This window comes from Paucibacter hankyongi, from assembly GCF_037482915.1.
In the GTDB taxonomy this organism is placed as follows: domain Bacteria; phylum Pseudomonadota; class Gammaproteobacteria; order Burkholderiales; family Burkholderiaceae_C; genus Paucibacter_A; species Paucibacter_A hankyongi.
The window spans coordinates 123,920-147,919 of sequence record NZ_JBBHJX010000007.1 but is presented as its reverse complement, the minus strand read 5'-3'; the positions used below and the strand labels follow the sequence as shown (position 1 = coordinate 147,919).

The window sequence follows — 24,000 nt, the reverse complement described above, 5'->3', positions numbered from 1 at the left end:
GTCTACTTCCAGCGTTGATTGCGCAAGGGAACGATGGTGTCGAAGACCTTGTAGCGATAGTGTTTCCAGTTGGCGTCACCATCAACTTTCAAATTCACACATTTGCTGCTGCCGCAGCTTGCGGCGCCCGCCACCGCAGTGGCAGCCCCAACGTCCCATTGCGGCGCCGAAAAGGTGACCTCTTCTTTTTCGTATTGGCTGTTGCGGGCCACCACGACCAAACGCACCGTCAGCACTTGCAACCAGCCAGCATTGTTAGCAGGCGTGGTGTAGTCATAGGTGTCGACGGCCAAGTCCCCGTCGGTATCGCGCCCATACAGGGCCTTGAGCTGCACGATATTGCTTTGCAATTCGGTGGTGGGGGCCGTCAGAGTCTGGGTATCGAGCCGGTTGGCGACCAATTTCTGATTGGCATCGACCGAAAAAGTGACGTCAATCAGGCGCCCCAAATTGACCAGGAAGCTGCCGTCTTTGACGGTTTGGGCCGGCTGCCCGGCGGGGTTCCACAGCGCCGGAACGTCGGCCCGAGGAATCACGCCAGCCGTCGGCGCACCCGTGACCTGAAACAAGCCGCAAGGTGTGACGCTGTCCACCACGGCGACCATCAGGTCACCATTCGCGACACTCAATTCAGACCACACGTTGTAGCGATCTTTGACTGTCACCCCATCGTAGTAAGGAGGAACGATGCGGGCGGGCGCGGTATAACCGACGGTCGACAGCGTGGCCACCGCAGGATTGATCATCTTGGAACTGGCCAACACCCGAATCCTGTCGGGGGCTCCATTCACCCCTTGCGTGATTTGCACCGGTGCCAGGACCGTCGGCATCAACACAGGCACGGCGCCGTTGAAGCGAGTCTGCAATTGGCACCCCACCGCGGCGCTCTCGCTGGCAAAGCCATAGCCGGCGACAGCGATCTCGCGCTGCAAGGCATACAAGGCCAAGGATCCCGCCACTTGCGCGTCGGATCCCTGCGTCACACCGCGCCTTTGGCCTTCGGCAGAACTCAAGACGGTGGCGATGACCAGCGTACACAGCAAACCGATCGCCAGGCCGACCATCAGTTCAATCAGGGAGAAGCCCGCGGCGCCAGCACGCCCCCGCACCGATAGCTTCAAAGTCGTTGCGCGCGTCATAGCTGCACCATGGCCGAAGTTTGATAGCGATGCTGGCCTTCACCCGCTTGCGTCCAGTTGATGGTGATATCCACCTCACCGGTCGCCGCATTGACCACCACGGCGGTCGTGGCACTGGGCAGTGTTTTTCCCACCTTGTCACTCCAATCTTTGCACCGTGCGTAGGCGGCGCAACTGGCGGTCGTGTAGTTGCCCAGACTGCCGGGCTTGTCGCTCCACATGACACCGAGCAACTCGCTGCTCAAATTGGACGCGTCGGCGCGAAACTTCGATCCCGTCTGCGCCTTGGTCATGCTCGCTTGCAAGCCCACCAAGCCCAGCACACCAAAGGCAAAAATCATGATGCCCACCAAGGCTTCGATCAAAGCAATGCCGCGCAAGTTGACGCGACCGGGCCTCGCCTCATGAAGCCTTGGACGCTGCCGACGTTGATCTCTTCTATTCGCTTGCTTCATGACAAAACCCTAGTCAGCATTTCCGGGGGTCGCTGGCTTCCACATTGGGATCGCACATCCGAATGGAACCGCCCGCATCGACCTGCACCCGCAGGCTCCGGGTACCCGGCGTGGAGTGGCTGATGGCGATGCGCGCCAAGGGCGTGCCCGTTGTCAGCACTTGGCCCAGACTATTGAAGGTGACGCTGCTGGTAGCGGTCGAATTGCTATCCATGGCCTCCACCTGCACGCCGCGAGCCCCATCTGCCGCGGACCAACTGTCGATCAACATCGGGTCCTCCGTGGTGGATGGCGCCGCAGCGCACTTGCCGTTCGGGCTGGCGATGCTGACAACCCAAGAGGGCCCCGTATTGGACAGGGCGCAAGAATTTGACAAGACCTTCCCGCTGTCTGAGACCAGCCAAAAGGTGACATTGGTATTGCGCCGCAAGGCCTCCATGCGCGCCCGTTCAACGCCGGCCCGCAAAGCCTCGCCCGCGTTTCGCACCGCCAGATTGCGCATCCAAACCGTCACATCCGGCGCCATGGCCGCCATCGCAAAACCCAGGATGGCAAGTGCCACCATCAATTCGATGAAGCTCAGGCCCCGTTGATCCTGGCGCAACAAGGGCACACGCGGACGCAACAAGGTTTTCATCAGCACTCATCCCCTTTGATGAGCCAACAGGCTTTAGAGGACGAAGCGCCCTTAAATTGCGTCGTGCCCTTGAGATTGTTGAAGTCCAAGGTGTAACTGTGGCCGATGGCTTGGCCCGCAATCCCCGTCGCAGTGAGCAGGAAGCCTTGCCCCCCGGCCACATTGAGGGAGCAAGTGAAACTGAAGTACTTGGCGGAGGCCGGCACAAAGGTATTCCAGGCCGGCGCATTGGCACCATCGGCACAGGTCGTGGTGCCGTACTTGCGATTGTCTTGGTAGTACTGCTCCAGTTTGATGCGGTAGTCGGCCAAGGACGCGAACGCGTCGGGCAGCTGCCCTCGCCGCGCATAGTCCTTGTAGGCCGGCACGGCCACTGCCGTCAACACGCCCACGATGGCCACCGTGATCATCACCTCGATCAAGGTGAAGCCCGCTGCGCGCTGCGCGAAAGATTGATGCTTGATGACTGATTTTTTCATGATGGCGTGGACTCCGGCTGGCCGGTCAAGCCCAAGAAAAGGGTCCTGAGCGCAGCGATTGATGACATTCTGAACAGCTCAGGCCCTATTGGATGTGAAGGACTTCACACTTTCCAGTCCCCCTCAGATGAGCGGGTGGGCACTCGCGACCAACGGGCACAAGCCGGTAACGAACTGCTACAGCGAGCATGGTGCAACAGCCCGCGAATTCAGAAGGCATGAAAAAAGCCACCCGGGGGTGGCTTCTGTCTTAGGGAGCGCGGTGACTCAACGCGGCAAATCGCTGCTACCCATCAAGAATTCATCAACCGAGCGCGCGGCTTGGCGACCTTCGCGGATGGCCCAGACCACCAGAGACTGGCCGCGCCGCATATCGCCGGCGGCGAAGACCTTGTCGACATTGGTTTTGTAGCCGCCGGTGAAATCGGTCGTGGCCTTGGCATTCCCGCGGGCGTCTTTGTTGACGCCGAAGGCATCCAGCACGGTTGCCACCGGAGACACAAAGCCCATGGCCAAGAAGACCAGATCGGCCTTGATGACCTGCTCGGAGCCCGGCACTTCAACCATCTTGCCGCCCTGCCATTCGACGCGCACCGTCTTCACGCCGGTCAGCTTGCCTTTCTCGCCCAAGAACTCCTTGGTCGAGATGGCGAACTCGCGCTCGCAACCCTCCTCATGGCTGCTGGAGGTGCGCAGCTTCAGCGGCCAATAGGGCCAGGTCAGTGGGCGGTCTTCCACCTCGGGCGGCTGTGGCATCACCTCAAACTGGGTGACGCTCTTGGCGCCATGACGGTTGCTGGTGCCCACGCAATCGCTGCCGGTGTCGCCACCGCCGATGACGACCACATGCTTGCCATCGGCGCGGATTTGGCCCTTCAGCTTATCGCCGGCATTGACCTTGTTCTGTTGCGGCAGGAATTCCATCGCGAAATGGATGCCCGACAACTCACGCCCCGGCGCTGGCAGATCGCGCGAATTCTCGGCACCACCGGTCAGCAAGACGGCGTCGAACTGGGCCTTCAGTTCGTCTGGGCTGATCGATTCCTTGGCCCAGTTGGTGACCTTGGAGCCTTCGGGCAGATTCGCCACGATCACACCGGTGCGGAAGACCACGCCCTCCGCTTCCATCTGCGCCACGCGGCGGTCGATGTGGGACTTCTCCATCTTGAAGTCAGGAATGCCATAACGCAGCAAACCACCGACGCGGTCGTTCTTCTCGAACACGGTGACGCTGTGTCCCGCACGAGCAAGTTGTTGCGCCGCTGCCATTCCGGCCGGGCCAGAGCCAACCACGGCCACCGTCTTGCCGGTCTTGGTTTTGGGCAACTGCGGCTTGACCCAACCTTCGGACCAAGCGCGGTCGATGATGGCGTGCTCGATGGACTTGATACCCACCGCGTCGTCATTCACATTCAACGTGCACGCCGCCTCGCACGGAGCGGGGCAGATGCGCCCGGTAAATTCCGGGAAGTTGTTGGTGCTGTGCAGGATGGTGATGGCATTGGCCCAATCACCGCGGTACACCAAATCATTGAAGTCCGGAATGATGTTATTGACCGGGCAGCCGTTGTTGCAGAACGGTGTGCCGCAGTCCATGCAGCGCGCGCTTTGCGTCTTGGCTTGGTCGGCACTCAAGCCGATGACAAATTCTTTGTAGTTCTTGACGCGCGCGCCGACGGGCTCATAGCCCTCTTCCAGACGCTCGTACTCCATGAAGCCGGTGACTTTTCCCATGGCCTTGTTTCCTTATGCTTTGACCGGCTTAGCGGCCGGTGCCTTGGCGTGTTCGATGGTTTCGCTGGCCTGCTTGGCGGCATGCATTTCGCCCAGGGCACGACGGTACTCGTGCGGGAAGACCTTGACGAATTTGGCGCGCGAATCGGCCCAGTGGTCGAGCAGATCGCGGGCACGTTGGCTGCCCGTCCAGCGGTGGTGGTCTTCCAGCATCTTCTTCAAGATGGCTTCGTCAGTCTGCGCCTCGGCTGCACCGAGGTGATGCCAGATGGCGCGGTCCACAGAAGCTTCTTGCTCGGCGGCCGGCAGCAGCTTGTCCAAGGCCACCATCGAGGTGTTGCAGCGCTTGGCGAACTGGCCGTCCTCGTCATAGACATAGGCGATACCACCGCTCATGCCGGCAGCGAAGTTGCGTCCGGTCTTGCCCAGCACCACCACGGTACCGCCGGTCATGTATTCGCAGCCATGGTCGCCAGTGCCCTCGACGACCGCCGAAGCGCCAGACAGACGCACTGCAAAGCGTTCGCCCGCCACACCACGGAAGAAAGCCTCGCCGCGCGTCGCGCCGTAAAGCACGGTATTGCCGACGATGATGTTCTTGGTCGCATCACCGCGGAAGTCGATGCTGGGGCGCACCACCACGCGGCCGCCGGACAAGCCCTTGCCGGTGTAGTCGTTGGCGTCGCCGATCAGGTAGAAGGTAATGCCCTGGGCCAAGAAAGCGCCATAGCTCTGGCCGCCCGTGCCTTCCATCTGAATGAACACTGTGTGGTCCGGCAGTCCTTCGGGACGACGGCGAATCAACTCGCCCGACAGCATGGCGCCGACGGTGCGACGCACATTCGTCACCTCTTGCATGAACTGCACCTTCTCACCCTTCTCGAAGGCGGGCAGGCACTTTTCGATCAGCTTGACGTCCAAGGCACGGTCCAGGCCATGGTCTTGCACATCGTTGTGGATGCGCGCCACGTCGGCGGCCAGGGCCGGACGATGGAAGACACGGCTGAAGTCCAGACCGCGGGCCTTCCAGTGCGAGATGCCCTTCTTGGTATCCAGCAGGTCGCTGCGGCCGATCAACTCATCGAACTTACGCAGGCCCAGCTGAGCCATGATCTGACGCGCTTCTTCGGCAATGAAGAAGAAGAAATTGACCACGTGCTCGGGCTTGCCGGTGAACTTGGCGCGCAAGACGGGGTCTTGGGTGGCCACGCCGACCGGGCAGGTGTTCAGATGGCATTTGCGCATCATGATGCAGCCCTCGGCGACCAGCGGCGCGGTAGCGAAGCCGAATTCATCAGCCCCCAGCAGCGCACCGATGACCACATCGCGGCCGGTCTTCATTTGGCCGTCGGCCTGCACGCGGACGCGGCCACGCAGGCGGTTCAAGACCAGAGTCTGCTGAGTTTCGGCCAGGCCGAGCTCCCATGGGGTGCCGGCATGCTTGATGGACGACCAAGGCGAAGCGCCGGTGCCACCGTCATGACCCGCGATCACCAGGTGATCGGCCTTGGCCTTGGCGACGCCGGCCGCGATGGTGCCCACGCCGACTTCAGACACCAGCTTGACCGACACATCAGCCCTGGGGTTGACGTTCTTCAAGTCGTGGATCAGCTGCGCCAAGTCCTCGATCGAGTAAATGTCATGGTGCGGCGGTGGTGAAATCAGGCCGACGCCCGGCACCGAGTAACGCAACATGCCGATGTACTCGGACACCTTGCCGCCGGGCAGCTGGCCGCCCTCACCCGGCTTGGCACCCTGGGCCATCTTGATCTGGATTTGATCGGCGCTGACCAGGTATTCGGTGGTCACACCGAAGCGGCCCGAAGCGACTTGCTTGATCTTGGAGCGCAGCGAATCGCCTTCCTTCAGCTCGTAGTCGACGGCGATGACTTTGCTGCCAATGACGTCAGAGACCTTGGTGCCGGCGACGATCTTGATGCCCTTGAGCTCGTTGCGATAACGCGCCGGGTCCTCGCCACCCTCGCCGGTATTGCTCTTGCCGCCAAAGCGGTTCATGGCCACGGCCAGCGTGGCATGGGCCTCGGTGGAGATGGAGCCCAGCGACATAGCGCCGGTGGCAAAGCGCTTGACGATCTCGGCGGCGGACTCGACCTCATCCAGCGGAATCGCCTTGCTCGGGTCAAACTTGAACTCGAACAGGCCACGCAAGGTCATGTGACGCTTGCTTTGGTCGTTGATGATCTGAGCGTATTCTTTGTAGGTGTCGTACTTGCCGCTGCGTGCGCTGTGCTGCAACTTGGCGATGGCGTCGGGCGTCCACATATGCTCTTCGCCACGGGCGCGCCAAGCGTATTCGCCGCCGGCGTCCAACATGCTGTCCAGCACCGGGTCGTCGCCAAAGGCGGCGCGGTGCAAGCGGATCGCTTCTTCCGCCACCTCAAACACGCCGATGCCGCCCACCTGGGTGGGCGTGCCGCGGAAATACTTCTCGACGAAGTCGCTCTTCAGACCGATGGCCTCAAAGATCTGCGCACCGCAGTAAGACATGTACGTCGAGATGCCCATCTTGGACATGATCTTGGACAGGCCTTTGCCGATGCCCTTGATGTAGTTGTAAGTAGCCTTCTCGGCCGACAACTCACCCGGCAAGCCGGCGGCGATCTCGGCCAAGGTTTCCAAGGCCAGATAAGGGTGAACCGCCTCGGCGCCAAAGCCGGCCAGCACCGCAAAGTGGTGCACCTCACGGGCGCTGCCGGTTTCGACCACAAGACCAGCGGTGGTACGACGACCTTCACGCACCAGATGGTGGTGAATGGCGGACAGAGCCAACAAGGCTGGGATGGCGACGCGGCTGTCGCTCAGGCCACGGTCGGTGATGATCAGAATGTTGTGACCGCTCTTGATCGCGTCCACCGATTCGGCGCACAGCGAAGCCAGCTGCGCCTCCACGCCTTCGTGACCCCAGGCCAGCGGATAGGTGATGTCGAGTTCATAAGGCTTGAACTTGCCATGCGTGTGCGCTTCGATCTGGCGCAGGCGGGCCATGTCCTTGAAGTCCAACACCGGTTGCGAGACCTCCAAGCGCATCGGCGGGTTCACCGCATTGATGTCCAGCAGATTCGGCTTGGGGCCGATGAAGCTGTTGAGCGACATCACGATGGCTTCGCGGATCGGGTCGATCGGCGGGTTGGTCACCTGAGCGAACAACTGCTTGAAGTAGTTGAACAGCGGCTTGTCCTTGGAAGACAGCACGGCCAAGGGCGAATCATTGCCCATGGAGCCCAGGGCTTCTTCGCCGGTTGCGGCCATCGGCGCCATCAGGAACTTGATGTCCTCCTGGGTGAAACCGAAGGCTTGTTGACGGTCCAACAGCGTCGAGGCGAATGTGGCGGGCTTGCTGTCCACCACCTCGATGTCGTCGAGCTTGACGCGTACGTTTTCAATCCACTGGCGATAAGGCCGGGCATTGGCGTACTGGTTCTTCAGCTCTTCGTCATCGATGATGCGGCCTTGTTCAAGGTCGATCAGGAACATCTTGCCCGGCTGCAGACGCCACTTCTTGACGATCTTGTTCTCTGGGATGGGCAACACGCCGGATTCGGAAGCCAGGATGACCAAATCATCATCGGTAACGCAGTAGCGGGCCGGGCGCAGGCCGTTGCGGTCCAAGGCGGCGCAGACCTGGCGGCCGTCTGTGAAGACCATGGCGGCTGGGCCGTCCCAGGGTTCCATCATGGCGGCGTGGTATTCATAGAACGCGCGGCGACGCAGATCCATGTGCTCATGCTGCTCCCAGGCTTCCGGGATCATCATCATGGCAGCGTGGGCCAACGGGTAGCCGGCCATGGTCAGCAGCTCGATCGCGTTATCAAAGGTCGCCGTGTCCGACTGATGCTCAAAGCTGATGGGGTAGAGCTTGTTCAGATCATCACCCAGCACCGGCGACTTCATCACGCCTTCGCGAGCGCGCATCCAGTTGAAGTTGCCCTTGACCGTGTTGATCTCACCGTTGTGAGCAACCATGCGGTAAGGGTGAGCCAGCGGCCACTCGGGGAAGGTGTTGGTGGAGAAACGCTGGTGCACCAGGGCGATGGCGGAAACGACGCGCGGATCGGCCAGGTCCTTGTAATAGCTGCCCACCTGGTCGGCCAAGAGCAGGCCCTTGTAGATGATGGTGCGGCAGCTCATGCTAGGCACGTAGTACTCGCGGCTGTGGGTCAGCTGCAAGGCCTGTATGGCGCTGGATGCCGTCTTGCGGATGACGTAAAGCTTTCGCTCGAGGGCATCGGGAACAATGATGTCCGGGCCGCGCCCGATGAAGATCTGGCGAATGATGGGCTCTTTGTCACGCACGGTCGGCGACATCGGCATCTCGGCATCGACCGGCACATCACGCCAGCCCAGCAAGACCTGACCCTCGGCCTTGATGGCGCGCGCCAGTTCTTGTTCGCAAGCCAAACGAGAGGCGTGCTCCTTGGGCAGGAAGATCATGCCGACGCCGTACTCGCCGGGCGGCGGCAATTCCACACCCTGCAAAGCCATTTCGGCGCGGAACAACTCGTCGGGAATCTGGATCAAGATGCCGGCGCCGTCGCCCATCAGCTTGTCGGCACCCACGGCGCCGCGATGGTCCAGGTTCTCGAGGATCTTCAGACCCTGCTGAACGATGGAATGCGCCTTCTGGCCCTTGATATGGGCCACAAAGCCCAGACCGCATGCGTCTTTTTCGTTCTGCGGACGGTAGAGGCCCTGGGCCGCCAGTTCGTCTTTCTCGGCTTGAAACTCTGCTGCACTGCTCATGGCACTCTCCGACGTAATTCAGTTACGGCCCAGAGGTTACTTCGGCAGCTTGTTCCGATCAAGCGCAATTAAATGGGGTCAGGTTCGATTTAAATTTCAAAACCACCAGGCAATCAATTTAATTGGGGCCAGAGTCGATTTATTCTTCTTTCTTTGGTGCGGCTCGCACTGATTTGGGGCGTCCTCTTGGCTTCGCTGCCAAAGGCAATGGTGTTTTTTCTGAGAGGATTTTCAAGAAGGTGGCCGAGCCCAGCGGCCGCCCCTTCAATGCCGCGTCGTGCAGTTGAGCCCGCTCCGGCTCGGGAAGGCCCTGGTTGAGCAGTTCCCGATAGCTAGCCTCCCGCTCAAACGGCGTATTGCCCAGGGACCAAAACATCGGGTGATCGTGAACCATGGGGTCACTGCGGCGTCCAAGGTGATGGGCGCAACTGGACCACGGGTAGTCGACAGCCTCAGCGCAGATGCCCGCCCTGACCGGATTGAGTTCGATGTAGCGCATGCAGCTCATCAGATAGTGCTCGCTGTCGACGAGGCCGGCCCGAAAGCGCCCCTCCCAAAGCGTGCCGCTGCGCTGGTATTTGTGATTGAACCAAGCCACATAGCGGCGGCCCAAAGATTGCATCATTTGACTGATGCCTTCATTGCTGTCGGGCGTGGCGAGCAGATGTACATGGTTATCCATCAGCACGTAGGCGTGGATGGCAACCTTGTAGGTGGCAGCACAATCGCGAAGTTGGTCCAGGTACTGGCGCCGATCCGCATCATTCAAGACGATGGGTTGGCGGTTATTGCCTCGCTGGATGACATGATGAGCTTGCCCTGCAAGCACGAGGCGCGGAAGTCTGGCCATGACGAGCCGCCCCAATCTGGGGCGTCAAAATTGAACCTGACCCCATTTTAGGAGGGCGCAGCGCTGTCGGCCTAGAACAACGACAGGCCGGTCAGTTTTTGATGCTCGCGGATGGCGAAACGGTCGGTCATCCCGGCGATGTAGTCAGCACAGGCGCGGTGAACGCCCTCCTGAGCTGAAGCGTCCCGGTACTCCGCGGGCAGTTGACTGGCATCCTCTGCATAAATCCGAAACAAATCGCGCAAGACCTGCTCTGCCCGGTGACGGGTGGCCTGCACTTGCGGATGGCGATACAGGTGCGCGAACAAAAAGCGCTTCAATTCGGTGCTGGCGGTCCGCATCGCAGGGCTGAAACACACCAGGGGCCCTGCCTTGCGAGCCTCTTCAACATCAGCTACCCCGGTCGCATTCAATGCCTGTTGGGTGGCATCGATGATGTCGTACACCTGCGCAGAGAGCATGCGGCGAATCGTCTCTGCCAGCAGCCGTTTGCTTTGCATCGCCGGATAGTCGGCTAAGGCCGCTCGCAGATGGCACTGAACCAAGGGCACGGCTTCTAACTGCTCCAGATCCAGCAGGCCGGAGCGCACACCGTCATCGATATCGTGCGCGTTGTACGCCACCTCGTCAGCCAGATTGCACAACTGGGCCTCAAGGCTCGGCTGATGGCCGAGCAAAAAGCGCTCGCCGACTCCACCAGGTTCATCCTGCTGCAACTGCAGAGCATTGCGTCTGGCGCAATGTTTCAGGATGCCTTCGCGGGTTTCAAAACAAAGATTCAGCCCGTCGAATGCCGGGTAGCGCTGCTCCAACTTGTCGACGACGCGCAGCGATTGCAGATTGTGCTCAAACCCGCCGTGCGACTTCATGCACTCGTCCAGCACATCTTGACCGGCGTGTCCGAAGGGCGTGTGACCCAGGTCATGGGCCAGGGCCACCGCTTCGATCAAATCTTCGTCGAGCCCCAAACTCCGCCCGATGGAACGCCCCAGCTGTGCCACCTCGAGCGAATGGGTCAGTCGGGTGCGAAACAGATCACCCTCGTGATTCAGGAACACCTGAGTTTTGTAGACCAGCCGTCGGAAGGCAGTGCTGTGAATGATGCGGTCGCGGTCACGCTGGAATTCACTGCGGGTCGGCGCGGCTGGCTCGAAGACCCGACGCCCGCGACTGCGTGAAGGGTGGCAGGCGTAGGGCGCGAGGGTCATGTTCAGGCCTTAAATCCGAATCTTCATCAAGCGCAGTGGCTCGCCAACACCTGGGCCACCAGTTCGTCGGGTGCCGCGTGCATGCCGGCGCGGCCGAGCCCCTCAATGAGCACGAAACGAATCGCCCCACCCTCTGACTTTTTGTCGACCCGCATCAGTTCCAAATAGCGCTCCGCACCCAAGTTGGGCCCCACCACCGGCAAGCCAGCCCGTTCGATCAGACGCCGCATGCGAGTCAAAAACTCCGGAGGCATAAGACCCAGGCGGACCGACAAGTCGCTGGCCATCACCATGCCGCAGCCTACGGCTTCGCCATGCAGCCATTCGCCGTACCCAAGGCCAGTCTCAATCGCATGTCCAAAGGTGTGACCGAAATTGAGGATGGCGCGCAGCCCTTGCTCGCGCTCATCTTGCCCCACCACCCAGGCCTTGATCTCACAACAGCGCCTAACGGCATAGGCCAACGCGGCCTTGTCACGCGCCAGCAACGCATCCAGATTGACTTCAATCCAATCCAGAAAGGCGGCATCGGCGATAGGGCCGTACTTGATCACCTCCGCGAGCCCGGCCGACAACTCCCGCTGCGGCAGCGTGTCCAAGGTGTCCAGATCGGCGATCACACGCGCCGGTTGATAGAAGGCGCCGAGCATGTTCTTGCCCAACGGGTGGTTGATTGCGGTCTTGCCGCCGACCGATGAGTCCACTTGGGCCAGCAAGGTCGTGGGCACCTGCACGAAGGGCACGCCGCGCATATAGATCGAAGCGGCGAATCCCGTCATATCACCGATGACGCCGCCGCCGAGTGCAAACAAGACCGTCTTGCGATCCGAAGCCGAGGCCAACAAATGGTCGAAGATTCGGTTCAGCGACGCCCAATCCTTGTACTGCTCGCCGTCCGGCAATTGCACAACATCGACCCGCGGATAGTGCGCCAACAACTGCTCACGCAGGCGTTGCTGGTACAGCGGTGCGACCGTTTCGTTGCTGACAATCAGCGCCGCCGCGGCCTTGGGCAAACCTTGCCACGAAGTGGACGAGTCCAGCAGGCCCGAGCCAATCAGGATGTCGTAAGCCCGTTGTCCATCGTCAAGCGCAATGGGAACGGTCTGGGTAGAGGATTGAGAAAGGCTGAGGATGTTCTGTGGCGCTGCGTTCATGGGCCCAAGTGTACGAGCCTGAACCCACCACTCGATTGAGCTACCGAATGCCCTCAGACTTTTACTTCGGCGCCCACCGTGGCCGCCACACGGCTGGGATCCACAATACCGGCCAACTCCAGTTGCATCAGCGCCATATTGACCAGACCCTGCACCGAAGGTCGGCCGGTTTCCAGTACGAAATGGGCGCAGCGCCGGTAGAACGGATTGCGCTGAAGATACAACTCGCGCAACTTCCCCAAGGGGTCGCGCACCTGCAGCAAAGGCCGCTGTGTATCGTGACGCAAGCGCCTGAATAACTCCTCCGGCGTCGAACGCAGATACAAGACGGTGGAGTGCTTGTGCAGCAAATCGCGGTTGCTATCCCTCAGGACAATGCCGCCACCGGTGGCCAACACAAACTCACCCTCCCGGGTGAGGATTTCGGCCAAGACCTCCGACTCAATGTCGCGAAAAGCAGCCTCGCCGGAGCGATCAAAAAAAGTCTTGATCGTCTCGCCGAGGCGCGTTTCTATTTCGGCGTCGGTGTCGATAAAGCGCATTCCCAGTTGGCGCGCCATCTGACGGCCGACGGTGGACTTGCCACCGCCGGGCATACCGACAAGGGAGATGATCATGCCCAAGGAGGCACTCAGTCAGCGTTCGTGCAATAGGTCGAATCCGCCGACTTTCTCTTGATGCCGTATGGGCTGACCACGAAGGCTGGAGGTGGTGTTTCTGTCTTGATGGCGGTGGCAGACACCGGCAAGGTACTTGCGTAAATCGCTGGAGGGCTCAACACGCCAGCCGCAGATGCCTGGATCGTGAAGTTCACCCAACCCGCCACACTCTTCGGGTATTCAATCTTCAAGATCGCTGTGCCATTGGCGCCAGTCTTGGTCGAACCGACCATGGTGATGGACGCATCCGACTTGCGCGGATCCAACTGCGCGTTGGCATTACGGTCCTCGCCAACTTCGATCGAACCGTTCTTGTTCAAGTCCTCCGCCGCGCAGCCTGCAGCATAGCCTGGAGTCTTGATGGCATCCGAGTAGTAGAAAGGCTTCCAAGCCGCAGCCACCTTGTCGTACTCATAAAAGCCCTTCGAATACCCAGTCAAGTCCAAGGACGGAGTGATTTGGACATTCGAAACAGGGTTGCCGGCAGCATCCACAACCAAGAGGATGTATTGCTTCACATAGGTCAGCTTGCTATCGCCCTCCGAGATCGTCTCATCCGTACCGATCGTGATGGACAAGGGATCCGACACCACGGTCAGGCTAGTCAACACCGCATTCGGGCAGGCGGTGACAGCAAAATCGCTGTAGTCCCAGCAAGCACGCACCGTCACCCCATTGGTCGGGCTCGAACGTTGGCCGGGCGTGTAATTGGTGACCGCAGCGCCACCGGCATCCGAATACACGATCGACGAGGCTGAACTCAGCGAACCGCCAATGCTGTTGCTGTCGCCATTCAAGTCAAAGCGGACCCGAACATTCTTGACTGGCGTGTTGTTCGCCGCCAAAAACAAGGCGCGGATTTCCGTCCGATTGGAGGTGTCTGCGGTGTTCACTTTGACCACCGATGGTGACGCCGAAACGGCGGCGGACGTCACCGTCAAGGTGACCGGATCGACCGTCGATGAACCCGAAGGAACCGTCACGGTTTGCACCACCGTCTTGCCTCCAGCCACCGCCGTGATATCGATGGGGCCGGGTGTAGTGGGTGCGGTGTAGGTGTAGGTGAAGCCGCCATTGCTGTCGGTCACATCGGTCACGGTCGGGAGGCCACTGGCGCTGATCTTGATCGCCACTCCATTCATGGCATTTTTATTGACGTCACTCAGGCGGTACTCCACCTTATTGCCTGCACTCCCCGCAACCGGCAAGGCTGGCAGAGCGGTTGCTTGCAGAGTTGTTCCAGTGACCAGGAAGGTGGCTGTGCGGACCAGCGTATCGCTTTTGACGGTGACGGTGATCAGTCGGTCAGACTTGTCATCGCCAATCTTGACCTTTGCCGTGACTTGCCCCTGGGCATCGGTTTGATTCGACGCCGCAGCAACGGTCGCCTTGTTGTCAACGGTGAAGGTCACTGGAATGCCACTGATGACATTTCGCAGAGCATCCACGGCCGTCACGGTCACCGTCACTACATCGCCACCGGAATTGGTGACATTGTTTTTATCCAGCAACACAGAAAGATCAGCCGCCTTGGGCGCACTCACCAGGGAGTCGACCACATTGACGCTGATGGAGCGTGTCACCGTTCCGCTGGTCGCGATCAAGGCAATGGTCCGGTTTTTCTTGTTGGCCACCAAGCTCAAATCAGCAGTCAATTGCCCGCTTGTGGTCCCAGTTGTCGTCGCGCCTCCGGCGTTGAGCAGGGCGTCTTCATTGGGATGCAGGGTGGCATCGGTATCCACCTTCAAAGTGACCGGCGAGCCGCCAATGGCATTCCGATTCGCGTCGAGCGATGTCACCGTCAATTTGATGGTCTGCGTGCCATCGTTGGGCATGGTGGCCTTATCAACGACCAAAGCCAAATCAGCAACCTTGCCGCCATTGACACTATCGACGACATCAAAGCTTGCCGTCTTGGTAACCGAGCCACTGGTCACCGTCACTTTCACGGTGCGACTGGTTTTGTCCACCAATTGAACAATTGCGGTCAAGGTCCCGTTGTCCTTGCTGGTAGCCTTGGCCGAAGGTGTCACGATGGCGCCGCTGTCCACGGTGACGGAAACAGGAACCTCCACACCGGTGATGGCCGTATTGCCTGCCGCCAAGGCCGTGATCGTCAGCGTGACCTTTTCCGTTCCTGAATTGGGGATCGAACTCTTGTCGCCGATCACCGCCAAATCAGTCAAGCTGGTTGGGGTCGTGGTGCTTGGGGTACTCGGGTCTTGAAAGATCGGCTTGCCCGAATCTGAACCACTTCCGCCTCCACAAGCAACCATGAGGCCCGCGACGACAAATCCCAGCACCGCTCGGACACAAGTTCGACCGAAGCGATCCAATTTATTACTACTGCTCATTTCTGCTTACTCCTGCAATGCCAGCGTATGTGAACGCAGGCGCTCCCGTGTTTCAGTGGATCTTGCTTGTTAGACCAGCGGCGCTACCAGGCGAGCCTGATCCAAGTCAGCGAACCGTCGCCCGGTCATTCACGACCTTGGGGGTCAGGAAGATCAGCAACTCCGTCTTGATCGACGTACGGGACTTGTTCTTGAATAGATTTCCCAAATAAGGGACATCTCCGAGCAAAGGTACCTTGGAAATGTCCTCGCGCTCATCTTGAGTAAAGATACCGCCGATCACCACCGTGCCGCCGTTTTCCACCAGCACCTGGGTCTGCACATGCTTGGTGTTGATGGCAAAGCCCTGAGGAGTGAGCGTGCCGCGGCTGTCCTTATTGACATCCACATTCAGGATCACATTGCCTTCGGGCGTGATCTGCGGCGTCACTTCAAGCTTCAGATTGGCCTTGCGGAACTGAATCGAAGTGGCGCCACTGGCCGTGGCTACTTGATAGGGCAACTCCTCACCTTGCTCGATCAATGCCTTGACTTGGTCGGCGGTAATGACGCGCGGACTGGACACGATCTTGCCCTTGCCATCCGATTCAAGTGCCGACAACTCCAAGTTCAAGAATCGGTTGGCGGTGGCACTGAACAGTGACAGCGCAAAGTTTGCGGCATTGGCGCCGCCAAAGCTGTCCGAGGACACATTGGCCGGCAGGTTGATGAACTGGGTGTTGGAAAAGTCATTCACCGGGTACTGCAAAGTGCTGTAGCCGACACCGTTGTACTTGCCTCCCGCAACCAAATAGTTGCCACCACCGACCGGATAGCCCGGGATGCCATCTTGTCGACCACGCAGGTCATTAGCACCGAGCTTGACCCCCAAAGCACGACCAAACTTATCGTCCGCTTCAACAATGCGAGCCTCGATCAGAACCTGGCGCACCGGGATGTCGATCTTGGCGATCATGGCCTGAACTTCCTCCAACTTGGACGGAATATCGGTCACGAACAACTGGTTGGTACGAGTCTCAAAGATCACGCTGCCACGCGGCGACAGAATGCGCGAGGGGTTTTGGCCTGCACCCGAAGAGCTTCCAGCGTTCTGTCCGCTCAAACCCTTGGCCACTTCCTCGGCCTTGGTGTAGTTCAGTTGGATGGACTGTGTACGCACCGGTTCCAACTGCGCGATCTGAGCCTTTGACTCGAGGTCGAGTTTTTCCTTGGCGGCGAGTTCATCTTTCGGCGCAATCCAAAGCACATTGCCCGATTTGCGCAGGCCCAGGCCCTTGGCCTGCATGATGATGTCCAGCGCCTGATCCCAAGGCACGTCTTTCAGGCGCAGCGTGACATTGCCGGTTACCGTGTCGCTGGTCACCACGTTGAAGTTGGTGAAGTCTGCGATCACCTGCAGCAAGGCGCGCACTTCGATATTCTGGAAATTCAACGACAGCTTGTCGCCGGCGTAGCCCGGGCCTGCCACCAATTTGTTCGGGTCGAGCTTTTGCTGGCGCACTTCCAGCACGAACTGGTTGTCGCTTTGGTACGCACTATGTTCCCAAGCGCCCTTCGGCTCGATCACCATGCGAACGCGCTCACCCACCTGGGTGGTCGAGATGGCCTGCACCGGGCTGCCGAAATCGGACACATCCAGCTTACGACGCAGGCCTGCCGGCAAGCTGGAGCGGAGGAACTCAACCACCAGATTCTGGCCCTGCTGTTGAATGTCGACGCCGACTTGGTTGCTGGGCAGGCTAACAACGATCCGGCCTGCATTGTCTTGGCCGCGGCGGAAATCGATATCGCGAATCGACTGCAACTCAGCGTTCAAACTCGGTGCGAAATGCACCGGCTCGCCGGCTGCCTGCGGCGCTGGGGCAGCTCCAGGCGCCGTCTCCAACACAAGCAACAAAGCGTTGTCCTGAATCTCGGCTTTGTAGCCCGAAGGCTGGCGCAAATTCAGCACCACGCGGGTACGCTCCCCCGCCTGAGCCACATTGGCCGAACGCAAATTGCCCTGATTGATCTCCACCAAGGAGCGGCCAATGCCATTCACCACACCCGGCAGGTCAATCGCAATGCGCGGTGGTGACTGCACGGTGAAGCCCTTTGGCACTTCGGTCAGCGGCTGCGACATCTCGATGCGCACGACCTCGACACCCGACTGCTGGACGCTATTGATCGATCGAATGGCCGTTTGAGCCGCCACCGAACCGGCCGCCAACAAGCCCAGCGATAGAACCACGCTCAAACCCGCTGCGCGCCAAAACTGGCCCATGCCGAATTGGCTCATGCCTGAAGTCTCCTGCAATTTATTCATCGTCCCTGCTCCTGAAGCTGGAGGGTACTGGTGCGTTCAATCCACTCGCCCGCCGCGTCTTGCACGACTTCCCGCAGGGTGATATCGGTCTCGGTGATTGTCATCACGCGTCCAAAATTCAGACCCAGGTGATCGCCGGCCTTGACCTGGTACAACAAGTTGTCGGCCCGCAGCAAGGCAAAGCGCTGGTTCGAGCGGGTGATGCTGCCGACCATGGCCATGCTGTCGAGCGGATAGGCTTCCAGCGGTTCACGGCGACGATTCATCTCGGCGCTCAACAATGAATTGGGCTGAGCCGCCTCCTGCTTGACCGCCACACTGAGCTTTTGCGCGCTGTACGGGTCAATGCCACCCGCAGCCTCGTAAGGCTGGGGTAGAAACTTCTTGGGCGGCACCAGCGGCGTGATGGTGGCGCGGGCCTCGCGGCGCTGCTGCTCCATCCACTGGGTCAGCTCATTGGTGTCGTCCGCGCAAGCCACCAACAAGGTCGCCAGCAGCAACAGGACTCCTGCATTCAGCGGCTTCACTTCTTCGCTCCTGCAGCGGCCTTGGCCGCACTCTTCTTCTGATCTGCCACCTCGAGCGAGTCAAGGTAACGGTAAGTCCGAGCGGTCGCCTCCATGCTCAGCGTGCCGCTATTGGCATCCTTGCCGGTAGGTGCCACCACGTTCAGGTTATGCAGGGTCACGATGCGGGAAAGATTCGACACGTCGGCAGCAAAGGCGCCGATGTCGTGATAACGCCCCGAGACGCGCAAAGAGATCGGCAACTCCGCGTAGTAGTCCTTGCGCTGTTCCTGCCCTGGGCGGAACAACTCGAACTGCAAGCCTCGACCAAGACCGGCCTGGTTGATGTCGGACAGCAAGGCATCGATTTCGGCCTTGCCGGGCAATTGCTTTTCAAGCTGGGTCACGTATTCTTCAACCTGACTCTTTTGCTTGCGCAACTCAGGCAAGTTGACAGCTTGGGCCAGTTTGCCCTTGAAGTCTTGCTTCAACACCGGCTCGCGGGCGAGTTCAGCATCCAGCGCCGACTGCACATCGGACAGCAGGAACACCCAACCCAGCGCCATCACCACCACCGCAGAGGCACAAAAAGCTGCCAACTTAGGCAGCAGCGGCCATTGACCGGGTTCATTGGGATTGAGGCCGCGGAACTGATCGGCCACGCCCTCGAACCACGCGTTGGGATCGAATTTGATTGATAAAGCCTTGGTCGCCATGCTTGCCTTCAGGACTTGTTGGCTTCGCCGGGCCGCGCCGTGGCCGCGGCGCCGGAAGCTGCCGAGCCAGGTTTGCCAGGCACATCATTGGCTTCACGATTCGGATCTTTGATCGTGACGCGCATGGAAAAATCGAGCAGTCGTTTCTGGTCACGACCACTGGTGCTGAGATTGGCAACCTTGATTTCGACCAATTCTGGGCGCTCCAGCCATTCGGATGCGCGCGATGTGTTGCGCAACAACTCGGCCACACGTTCATTGGTCTGGGCGATGCCATTGATGGTGACGACTTTTTCGGCCTGCCGGATCGCCGTCAGATACACACCTTCGGGCGTATGGCGAGCCAATTCATTCAGTAACTGCACCGGTGTATTTCGGTCGGTTTGCAAATCCTCAACCGCACGTTGGCGCGATTTAAGCGACTCGATCTCGGCGCGCAAATTGGCGATATCTTTGATTTGGTTATCCAGCCGACCAATTTCCAAGGTCAGGTACTGATTGCGACCTTGCTGCTCGGTAGTCCAGTGCTGCAACAAAGCGTAGGTGAGCGCGACCAAACCGGCACCGACCAAGCCAGCCGCCGCCAAACCGACAAAAAACTGCGCCTTGCGTCGCTTACGTTTTTCTTCCCGATAAGGAAGTAGGTTGATCAGGATCACTGGAAAAACCTCCGCATGGCCAGTCCGCAGGCGGTCAAATAGGCGGGCGCTTCGCGGCGCAGTTTGGATTCACGAATGGCCGAACCCAAAGCCATGTTCTCGAACGGATTCACCACCATGCAGGCAAAACCGGTCAACTCGGTGACCCGTTCCTTCAATCCCGGCAAGGTGGCCGTACCACCAGCCAACATCACATAGTGCACCTTGTGGTGCGGGGTGCTGGTAAAGAAATACTGCAGCGCGCGGCCGATTTCCTGCGACAGGCTATCCACAAAGGGGTTCAGCACGGCGTTTGCAAAATCTTCCGGCAAATCATTGGCGAGCTTTTTTTGCTCGGCCTCTTCAAACGAAAACCCGTATTGGCGCGAAATCAACTGCGTCAGTTGTGAGCCGCCAAAAGCCTGATCACGGTCGTACAGCATTTCATCGTCACGCAGCACCTTGAGGCTGGTGGTGTCGGCACCAATCTCAAACAAAGCCACCAAGGCATCTTTGCCTTCATTCGGCAGATTGGCGATCAAGCGCCCCATGGCCATGCGAGAGGCGTGCGACTCGATGTCCAGGATCACCGGACGCAGGCCGGCGGCCTCGGCCAAACCTTGACGATCCTGCACCCGGTCCTTACGCGAAGCAGCAATCAAGACCTCAACATCACCGACCGAGGTCGGGCTGGGGCCAATCACGCAAAAATCGAGACTGACTTCATCGAGCGAGAACGGGATGTACTGGTTGGCTTCCGCCTCGACCTGGATCTCGAGTTCTTCATCCCGCAAGCCGGCGGGCAGCATGATCTTCTTGGTGATCACGGCGGATTGCGGCATGGCCAACACAGCATCGCGTGTACGGCTGCCACTGCGCGCCACGACGCGACGCACCGCATCGGCCACTTCATCGAATTTCTCGATCTGGCCGTCGGTGATCCAACCTTTTTCAAATGGCTCGGTGGCAAATCGCTCCAACACCATATCGCCATTGGCGGTCTGGCCCAGCTCCACCAATTTGACGCTGGACGAACTGATATCCAAGCCAATCATGGGCGGATGCTTTCGACCCATCAGTACGTCAAGTATTCCCACGACGTGAATCCCCCAACGTTTTTCGCCGGACTATTAATAAGTTACTTGAATGCTAGCAGCAAAGCCCTTGCCCCCCTAAGGAAACAAGGTCACAGGCGGTAACACCACGTTGCGAAACATACACGCCGCAAGCGCGCCCTAAAGACCGGAAAAACACTGCATTTCCGACTTCGAGGCTTCCTTGTGGCGGCCAAGTTGAAAACAACGCAAGCTAGAGAGCTTTCTATAATCGCCCGACCCCAGCGGAGGCCCATGAGCGAAGCCAAAAAGAAAGTCCCTCGGAACTCCAATACCGAGTCCCGCCCCGAAATTCCAAAGACGGCCCTGTCTGTCGCGGGCAAACTGTTTGGCTGGCTGCTCGGCCTCGGCCTTGCCGGGCTTGGTTCGGTGCTCTTGCTAGTGGCGCTAGCCCTGGCCATGGCCTACCCCAACCTGCCCGACATCAGCGGCTTGACCGAATATCGGCCCAAGTTGCCGATGCGGATTTTGTCGAATGACGGGCAATTGCTCGGTGAATTTGGCGAAGAACGGCGCAACTACCTGACCATCAAGGAAATCCCCAAGGTCATGCAGGATGCTGTGCTGGCCATTGAGGATGCGCGCTTTTATCAACATGGCGGCGTCGACTATCTGGGCGTGATCCGAGCCGGCTTGGCCAACGTCGGTGAATCGCGCAGCCAGGGTGCGTCCACCATCACCATGCAGGTAGCCCGCAATTTCTACCTGTCGACCGAAAAAACGCTGACCCGCAAGATTTACGAGATCTTGTTGGCCTTGAAGATCGAGAACGCCCTCAGCAAGGAGCAAATTCTCGAGATCTACATGAACCAGATCTTTCTGGGTCATCGGGCCTACGGCTTTGCCGCCGCCAGCGAAGTCTATTTCGGCAAACCATTGCGCAGCATCTCGATTGCCGAAGCCGCCATGCTGGCCGGTTTGCCCAAGGCACCCTCGGCCTATAACCCGATCAACAACCCACGTCGCGCCAATATCCGCCAGCAATACATCATCGAGCGCATGCTGGAAAACGGTTTCATCACGCCCGAGCAGCGTGACAGCGCCAAGGCCGAAGTGCTGCGCTACCGTCAGATGAGCGAGACCCCCTCGCATGCCGAGTTCGTGGCCGAGGCGGCCCGCCAACTGATCTTCAGCCAGTATGGTGACGAGGCGTACACGCGCGGCTTGAATGTCTATCTGACCCTGCGCGCCGATGAACAAAACGCGGCCTACCGCGCCTTACGCCGCGGCATCATGGACTTTGAACGGCGTCAGGTTTACCGTGGCCCGGAAGCCTATGTCGATCTGCCGGCGGCACAAAAGGACTTGGATGCTCGGCTGGCCGAAGCCCTGGCCGACCATCCCGCCAACGACGAGCTATTGGCTGCCGTGGTGCTCGAGGCCGACCCGCGCAAGGTGGTGGCAGCACTGCAAAGCGGCGAGACGCTGACGCTCAGCGGCGAAGGATTGAAGCCGGCGACCTCCGGACTGTCCGAGAAGGGCAATCCAAAAACACGCATCCGCCGTGGCGCCATCATCCGGGTCATCAAATCAACGCGGGCCGGCAAAGACGAATGGACCATCACTCAATTGCCTGAAGTGGAAGGTGCGTTTGTGTCGATGGATCCGCGCAACGGCCAGATCCGGGCGATGGTGGGCGGCTTTGACTACGCCAAAAACAAATTCAATCACGTCACCCAAGCCTGGCGCCAACCGGGCTCCAGCTTCAAACCCTTTATCTATTCGGCAGCGCTGGAAAAAGGCTTCACCCCCAGCACGGTGGTGAATGACGCACCGCTGTTCTTCAACGCGTCCAGCACCGGCAGCCAACCCTGGGAACCCAAGAACTACGACGGCACCTTTGAAGGACCGATGCCGCTGCGGCGCGCCTTGGCCAAGTCGAAGAATATGGTGTCGATCCGGATTCTTAATTCGATCGGCGTGCATTACGCCCAAGACTGGCTGACCCGTTTCGGCTTCGAAGCCGAAAAGCACCCCGCTTACCTGACCATGGCCCTGGGTGCCGGCTCGGTCACCCCAATGCAGCTGGCGCAGGGCTACGCGGTGTTTGCCAACGGCGGCCACCGCGTCACGCCACAGTTGATTGCCAAGATGACCGACAACAAGGGGCGTTTGCTCTACGAAGCGGCGCAGACCGTGGTTGGCGAAGACTCCCGCACCATTGAGGCGCGCAACGCCTTCATGATGAGCAGCCTTCTGCAGGAAGTCACTCGCAGCGGCACGGCGGCCAAGGCGCAAGCGCAGCTGAAGCGTCCCGACCTGTACGGCAAGACCGGTACCACCAATGACTCAATGGACGCCTGGTTTGCCGGTTATCAGCAAGAGGTGGTGGCCGTGGTTTGGATCGGTTATGACCAGCCCAGAAAGCTCGGCGACCGAGAAACCGGCGGCGGCCTCTCACTGCCAGTCTGGATCGAGTACATGAGTTTTGCGCTGCGCAATGTGGCCGTTTCCGAAATGGCCGCCCCCGAGGGCATCGTGCGCATCAACAACGAGTGGTACTACGACGAGTACTCCGGCAAAGACGGCGTGCGCGAGTTGAGTCAGGACGAGACCAGCATGCCGCAAGCGGCCAGCCCTGACGAAAAGAAGAGCATCATGGACTTGTTCAAGCGCTGAAGCTCAGCGCCTTGCCCGCCTGAGCGCTGGCTTGTTCGGACAGCAGGGCCAGGAACTCGGCGCTGCTGCGGGTGTCCAGCCAAAGACCGTCGACGTATCGGAAGTGATAGCCGCCCGCGCGCGCCGCCAGCCAAATCTCTTGCAGCGGCGCCTGGGTGTTGATGATGAGTTTGCTGCCACCGGGCATGCTCAACTCCAACAGGCCGCCACTGCGATGGCTGTCGATGTCCACCACATCAGCATCCAGCCAGGCATCGACTCGGGCCTCGACCAGATCCAGCAGGGCTCGGGCCTTGGTTTGGTATTCGAGATCGGTCAAGGGCGTGGCGGCAGGCGCCGGCAATGAAGAAGACATGGGCGATAAACTTCCGGAATGATGAAAACAACGAGCGAAACCCTCACCCGCCCGGCAAGTGTAGGTCGCAGCACCCCGACCGCACACCCCGCAGGGGCAAAGCGGTCCAGTAGATTGGTCTGTGTTGCGGGCTTGGGCTTGCTGATGCTGACCACCGCCTGCGGGCAAAAAGGCCCGCTGACGCTGCCCCGCGGCGCCACGACTGCGGCGACAAGCCAGCCTGCGCCGCAGCCCGAGGTTCCAGCCAAAGCCGCCGCATCAGCGCCCCTCTGAGCGCTAGCCTAGGCCCACAAGGGCTTGATGCTCGGGCCGC

At 59.8% G+C, this 24,000-nt stretch carries 19 protein-coding genes; 2 read left to right on the top strand and 17 right to left on the bottom strand.

Going from position 1 to position 24,000, the window contains the following annotated elements; translation table 11 throughout:
* Positions 1–2: 2 nt before the first annotated feature.
* The 16 genes from WG899_RS12635 to WG899_RS12560 form a co-directional block, all read right to left on the bottom strand.
* On the bottom strand, positions 3–1,139 hold the full coding sequence (locus WG899_RS12635; RefSeq protein WP_339596009.1) for a PilW family protein: 1,137 nt from the start codon (positions 1,137–1,139) through the stop codon (positions 3–5).
* The gene (locus WG899_RS12630) at positions 1,136–1,594 is read right to left on the bottom strand and encodes a type IV pilus modification PilV family protein (protein WP_339596008.1); all 459 of its coding nucleotides are present in this window, start codon (positions 1,592–1,594) and stop codon (positions 1,136–1,138) included. The genes WG899_RS12635 and WG899_RS12630 overlap by 4 nt, the downstream gene beginning before the upstream one ends.
* A gap of 13 nt (positions 1,595–1,607) precedes the next feature.
* Positions 1,608–2,231 (bottom strand): GspH/FimT family pseudopilin, encoded by a 624-nt coding sequence (locus WG899_RS12625; RefSeq protein WP_339596007.1) that lies wholly within the window; start codon positions 2,229–2,231, stop codon positions 1,608–1,610.
* Entirely contained in the window at positions 2,231–2,710 is a 480-nt protein-coding gene (locus tag WG899_RS12620) for a type IV pilin protein (protein WP_339596006.1), read from the bottom strand. The genes WG899_RS12625 and WG899_RS12620 overlap by 1 nt, the downstream gene beginning before the upstream one ends.
* A 267-nt stretch (positions 2,711–2,977) precedes the next feature.
* Complete coding sequence (locus WG899_RS12615; RefSeq protein WP_339596005.1) at positions 2,978–4,444, bottom strand: glutamate synthase subunit beta; 1,467 nt, start codon at positions 4,442–4,444, stop codon at positions 2,978–2,980.
* 12 nt (positions 4,445–4,456) lie between these two features.
* Positions 4,457–9,205: a glutamate synthase-related protein gene (locus WG899_RS12610; protein WP_339596004.1), complete on the bottom strand. Its 4,749-nt coding sequence runs from the start codon at positions 9,203–9,205 to the stop codon at positions 4,457–4,459.
* A 139-nt stretch (positions 9,206–9,344) separates the two neighbouring features.
* Positions 9,345–10,055, bottom strand: coding sequence for an REP-associated tyrosine transposase (locus WG899_RS12605; RefSeq protein ID WP_339596003.1), 711 nt, complete (start codon positions 10,053–10,055; stop codon positions 9,345–9,347).
* A 71-nt stretch (positions 10,056–10,126) separates the two neighbouring features.
* The gene (locus WG899_RS12600) at positions 10,127–11,263 is read right to left on the bottom strand and encodes a deoxyguanosinetriphosphate triphosphohydrolase (protein ID WP_339596002.1); all 1,137 of its coding nucleotides are present in this window, start codon (positions 11,261–11,263) and stop codon (positions 10,127–10,129) included.
* Positions 11,264–11,289: 26 nt separating this feature from the next.
* Positions 11,290–12,420: a 3-dehydroquinate synthase gene (gene aroB / locus WG899_RS12595; RefSeq protein ID WP_339596001.1), complete on the bottom strand. Its 1,131-nt coding sequence runs from the start codon at positions 12,418–12,420 to the stop codon at positions 11,290–11,292.
* 53 nt (positions 12,421–12,473) lie between these two features.
* Positions 12,474–13,037, bottom strand: coding sequence for a shikimate kinase (locus WG899_RS12590; RefSeq protein ID WP_339596000.1), 564 nt, complete (start codon positions 13,035–13,037; stop codon positions 12,474–12,476).
* A 14-nt stretch (positions 13,038–13,051) separates the two neighbouring features.
* A complete protein-coding gene (locus tag WG899_RS12585) occupies positions 13,052–15,433 on the bottom strand; it encodes an Ig-like domain-containing protein (RefSeq protein WP_339595999.1) in 2,382 nt (793 codons plus the stop codon).
* Between the two features lie 106 nt (positions 15,434–15,539).
* Positions 15,540–17,738: a type IV pilus secretin PilQ gene (locus WG899_RS12580; RefSeq protein WP_339595998.1), complete on the bottom strand. Its 2,199-nt coding sequence runs from the start codon at positions 17,736–17,738 to the stop codon at positions 15,540–15,542.
* Positions 17,735–18,256, bottom strand: coding sequence for a pilus assembly protein PilP (locus tag WG899_RS12575; protein WP_339596083.1), 522 nt, complete (start codon positions 18,254–18,256; stop codon positions 17,735–17,737). Before WG899_RS12575 ends, WG899_RS12580 begins: the two co-directional genes overlap by 4 nt.
* Before the next feature lie 5 nt (positions 18,257–18,261).
* Positions 18,262–18,960: a type IV pilus inner membrane component PilO gene (locus tag WG899_RS12570; protein WP_339595997.1), complete on the bottom strand. Its 699-nt coding sequence runs from the start codon at positions 18,958–18,960 to the stop codon at positions 18,262–18,264.
* Positions 18,961–18,968: 8 nt separating this feature from the next.
* Positions 18,969–19,619, bottom strand: a complete 651-nt coding sequence (locus WG899_RS12565; RefSeq protein ID WP_339595996.1) for a PilN domain-containing protein — start codon at positions 19,617–19,619, stop codon at positions 18,969–18,971.
* On the bottom strand, positions 19,616–20,653 hold the full coding sequence (locus tag WG899_RS12560; RefSeq protein ID WP_444718841.1) for a pilus assembly protein PilM: 1,038 nt from the start codon (positions 20,651–20,653) through the stop codon (positions 19,616–19,618). Before WG899_RS12560 ends, WG899_RS12565 begins: the two co-directional genes overlap by 4 nt.
* A 294-nt stretch (positions 20,654–20,947) precedes the next feature.
* On the opposite strand from WG899_RS12560, the gene WG899_RS12555 reads away from it, so the two are divergent.
* Entirely contained in the window at positions 20,948–23,332 is a 2,385-nt protein-coding gene (locus tag WG899_RS12555) for a penicillin-binding protein 1A (RefSeq protein ID WP_339595994.1), read from the top strand.
* Here the strand turns inward: WG899_RS12555 and cyaY are convergent.
* Entirely contained in the window at positions 23,322–23,651 is a 330-nt protein-coding gene (gene cyaY, locus WG899_RS12550) for an iron donor protein CyaY (RefSeq protein WP_339596082.1), read from the bottom strand. The genes WG899_RS12555 and cyaY overlap by 11 nt on opposite strands.
* A gap of 54 nt (positions 23,652–23,705) precedes the next feature.
* Between cyaY and lptM the strand changes: the two genes are divergently transcribed.
* Positions 23,706–23,960, top strand: a complete 255-nt coding sequence (lptM, locus tag WG899_RS22365; protein ID WP_444718840.1) for an LPS translocon maturation chaperone LptM — start codon at positions 23,706–23,708, stop codon at positions 23,958–23,960.
* Positions 23,961–24,000: the final 40 nt, after the last annotated feature.

Coding starts and splice junctions, on each gene's coding strand:
- WG899_RS12635 (WP_339596009.1), bottom strand. CDS start 1,139: ATGACGCGCGCAACGACTTTGAAGCTATCGGTGCGGGGGCGTGCTGGC.
- WG899_RS12630 (WP_339596008.1), bottom strand. CDS start 1,594: ATGAAGCAAGCGAATAGAAGAGATCAACGTCGGCAGCGTCCAAGGCTT.
- WG899_RS12625 (WP_339596007.1), bottom strand. CDS start 2,231: ATGAAAACCTTGTTGCGTCCGCGTGTGCCCTTGTTGCGCCAGGATCAA.
- WG899_RS12620 (WP_339596006.1), bottom strand. CDS start 2,710: ATGAAAAAATCAGTCATCAAGCATCAATCTTTCGCGCAGCGCGCAGCG.
- WG899_RS12615 (WP_339596005.1), bottom strand. CDS start 4,444: ATGGGAAAAGTCACCGGCTTCATGGAGTACGAGCGTCTGGAAGAGGGC.
- WG899_RS12610 (WP_339596004.1), bottom strand. CDS start 9,205: ATGAGCAGTGCAGCAGAGTTTCAAGCCGAGAAAGACGAACTGGCGGCC.
- WG899_RS12605 (WP_339596003.1), bottom strand. CDS start 10,055: ATGGCCAGACTTCCGCGCCTCGTGCTTGCAGGGCAAGCTCATCATGTC.
- WG899_RS12600 (WP_339596002.1), bottom strand. CDS start 11,263: ATGACCCTCGCGCCCTACGCCTGCCACCCTTCACGCAGTCGCGGGCGT.
- aroB (WP_339596001.1), bottom strand. CDS start 12,420: ATGAACGCAGCGCCACAGAACATCCTCAGCCTTTCTCAATCCTCTACC.
- WG899_RS12590 (WP_339596000.1), bottom strand. CDS start 13,037: ATGATCATCTCCCTTGTCGGTATGCCCGGCGGTGGCAAGTCCACCGTC.
- WG899_RS12585 (WP_339595999.1), bottom strand. CDS start 15,433: ATGAGCAGTAGTAATAAATTGGATCGCTTCGGTCGAACTTGTGTCCGA.
- WG899_RS12580 (WP_339595998.1), bottom strand. CDS start 17,738: ATGAATAAATTGCAGGAGACTTCAGGCATGAGCCAATTCGGCATGGGC.
- WG899_RS12570 (WP_339595997.1), bottom strand. CDS start 18,960: ATGGCGACCAAGGCTTTATCAATCAAATTCGATCCCAACGCGTGGTTC.
- WG899_RS12560 (WP_444718841.1), bottom strand. CDS start 20,653: ATGATTGGCTTGGATATCAGTTCGTCCAGCGTCAAATTGGTGGAGCTG.
- WG899_RS12555 (WP_339595994.1), top strand. CDS start 20,948: ATGAGCGAAGCCAAAAAGAAAGTCCCTCGGAACTCCAATACCGAGTCC.
- lptM (WP_444718840.1), top strand. CDS start 23,706: ATGATGAAAACAACGAGCGAAACCCTCACCCGCCCGGCAAGTGTAGGT.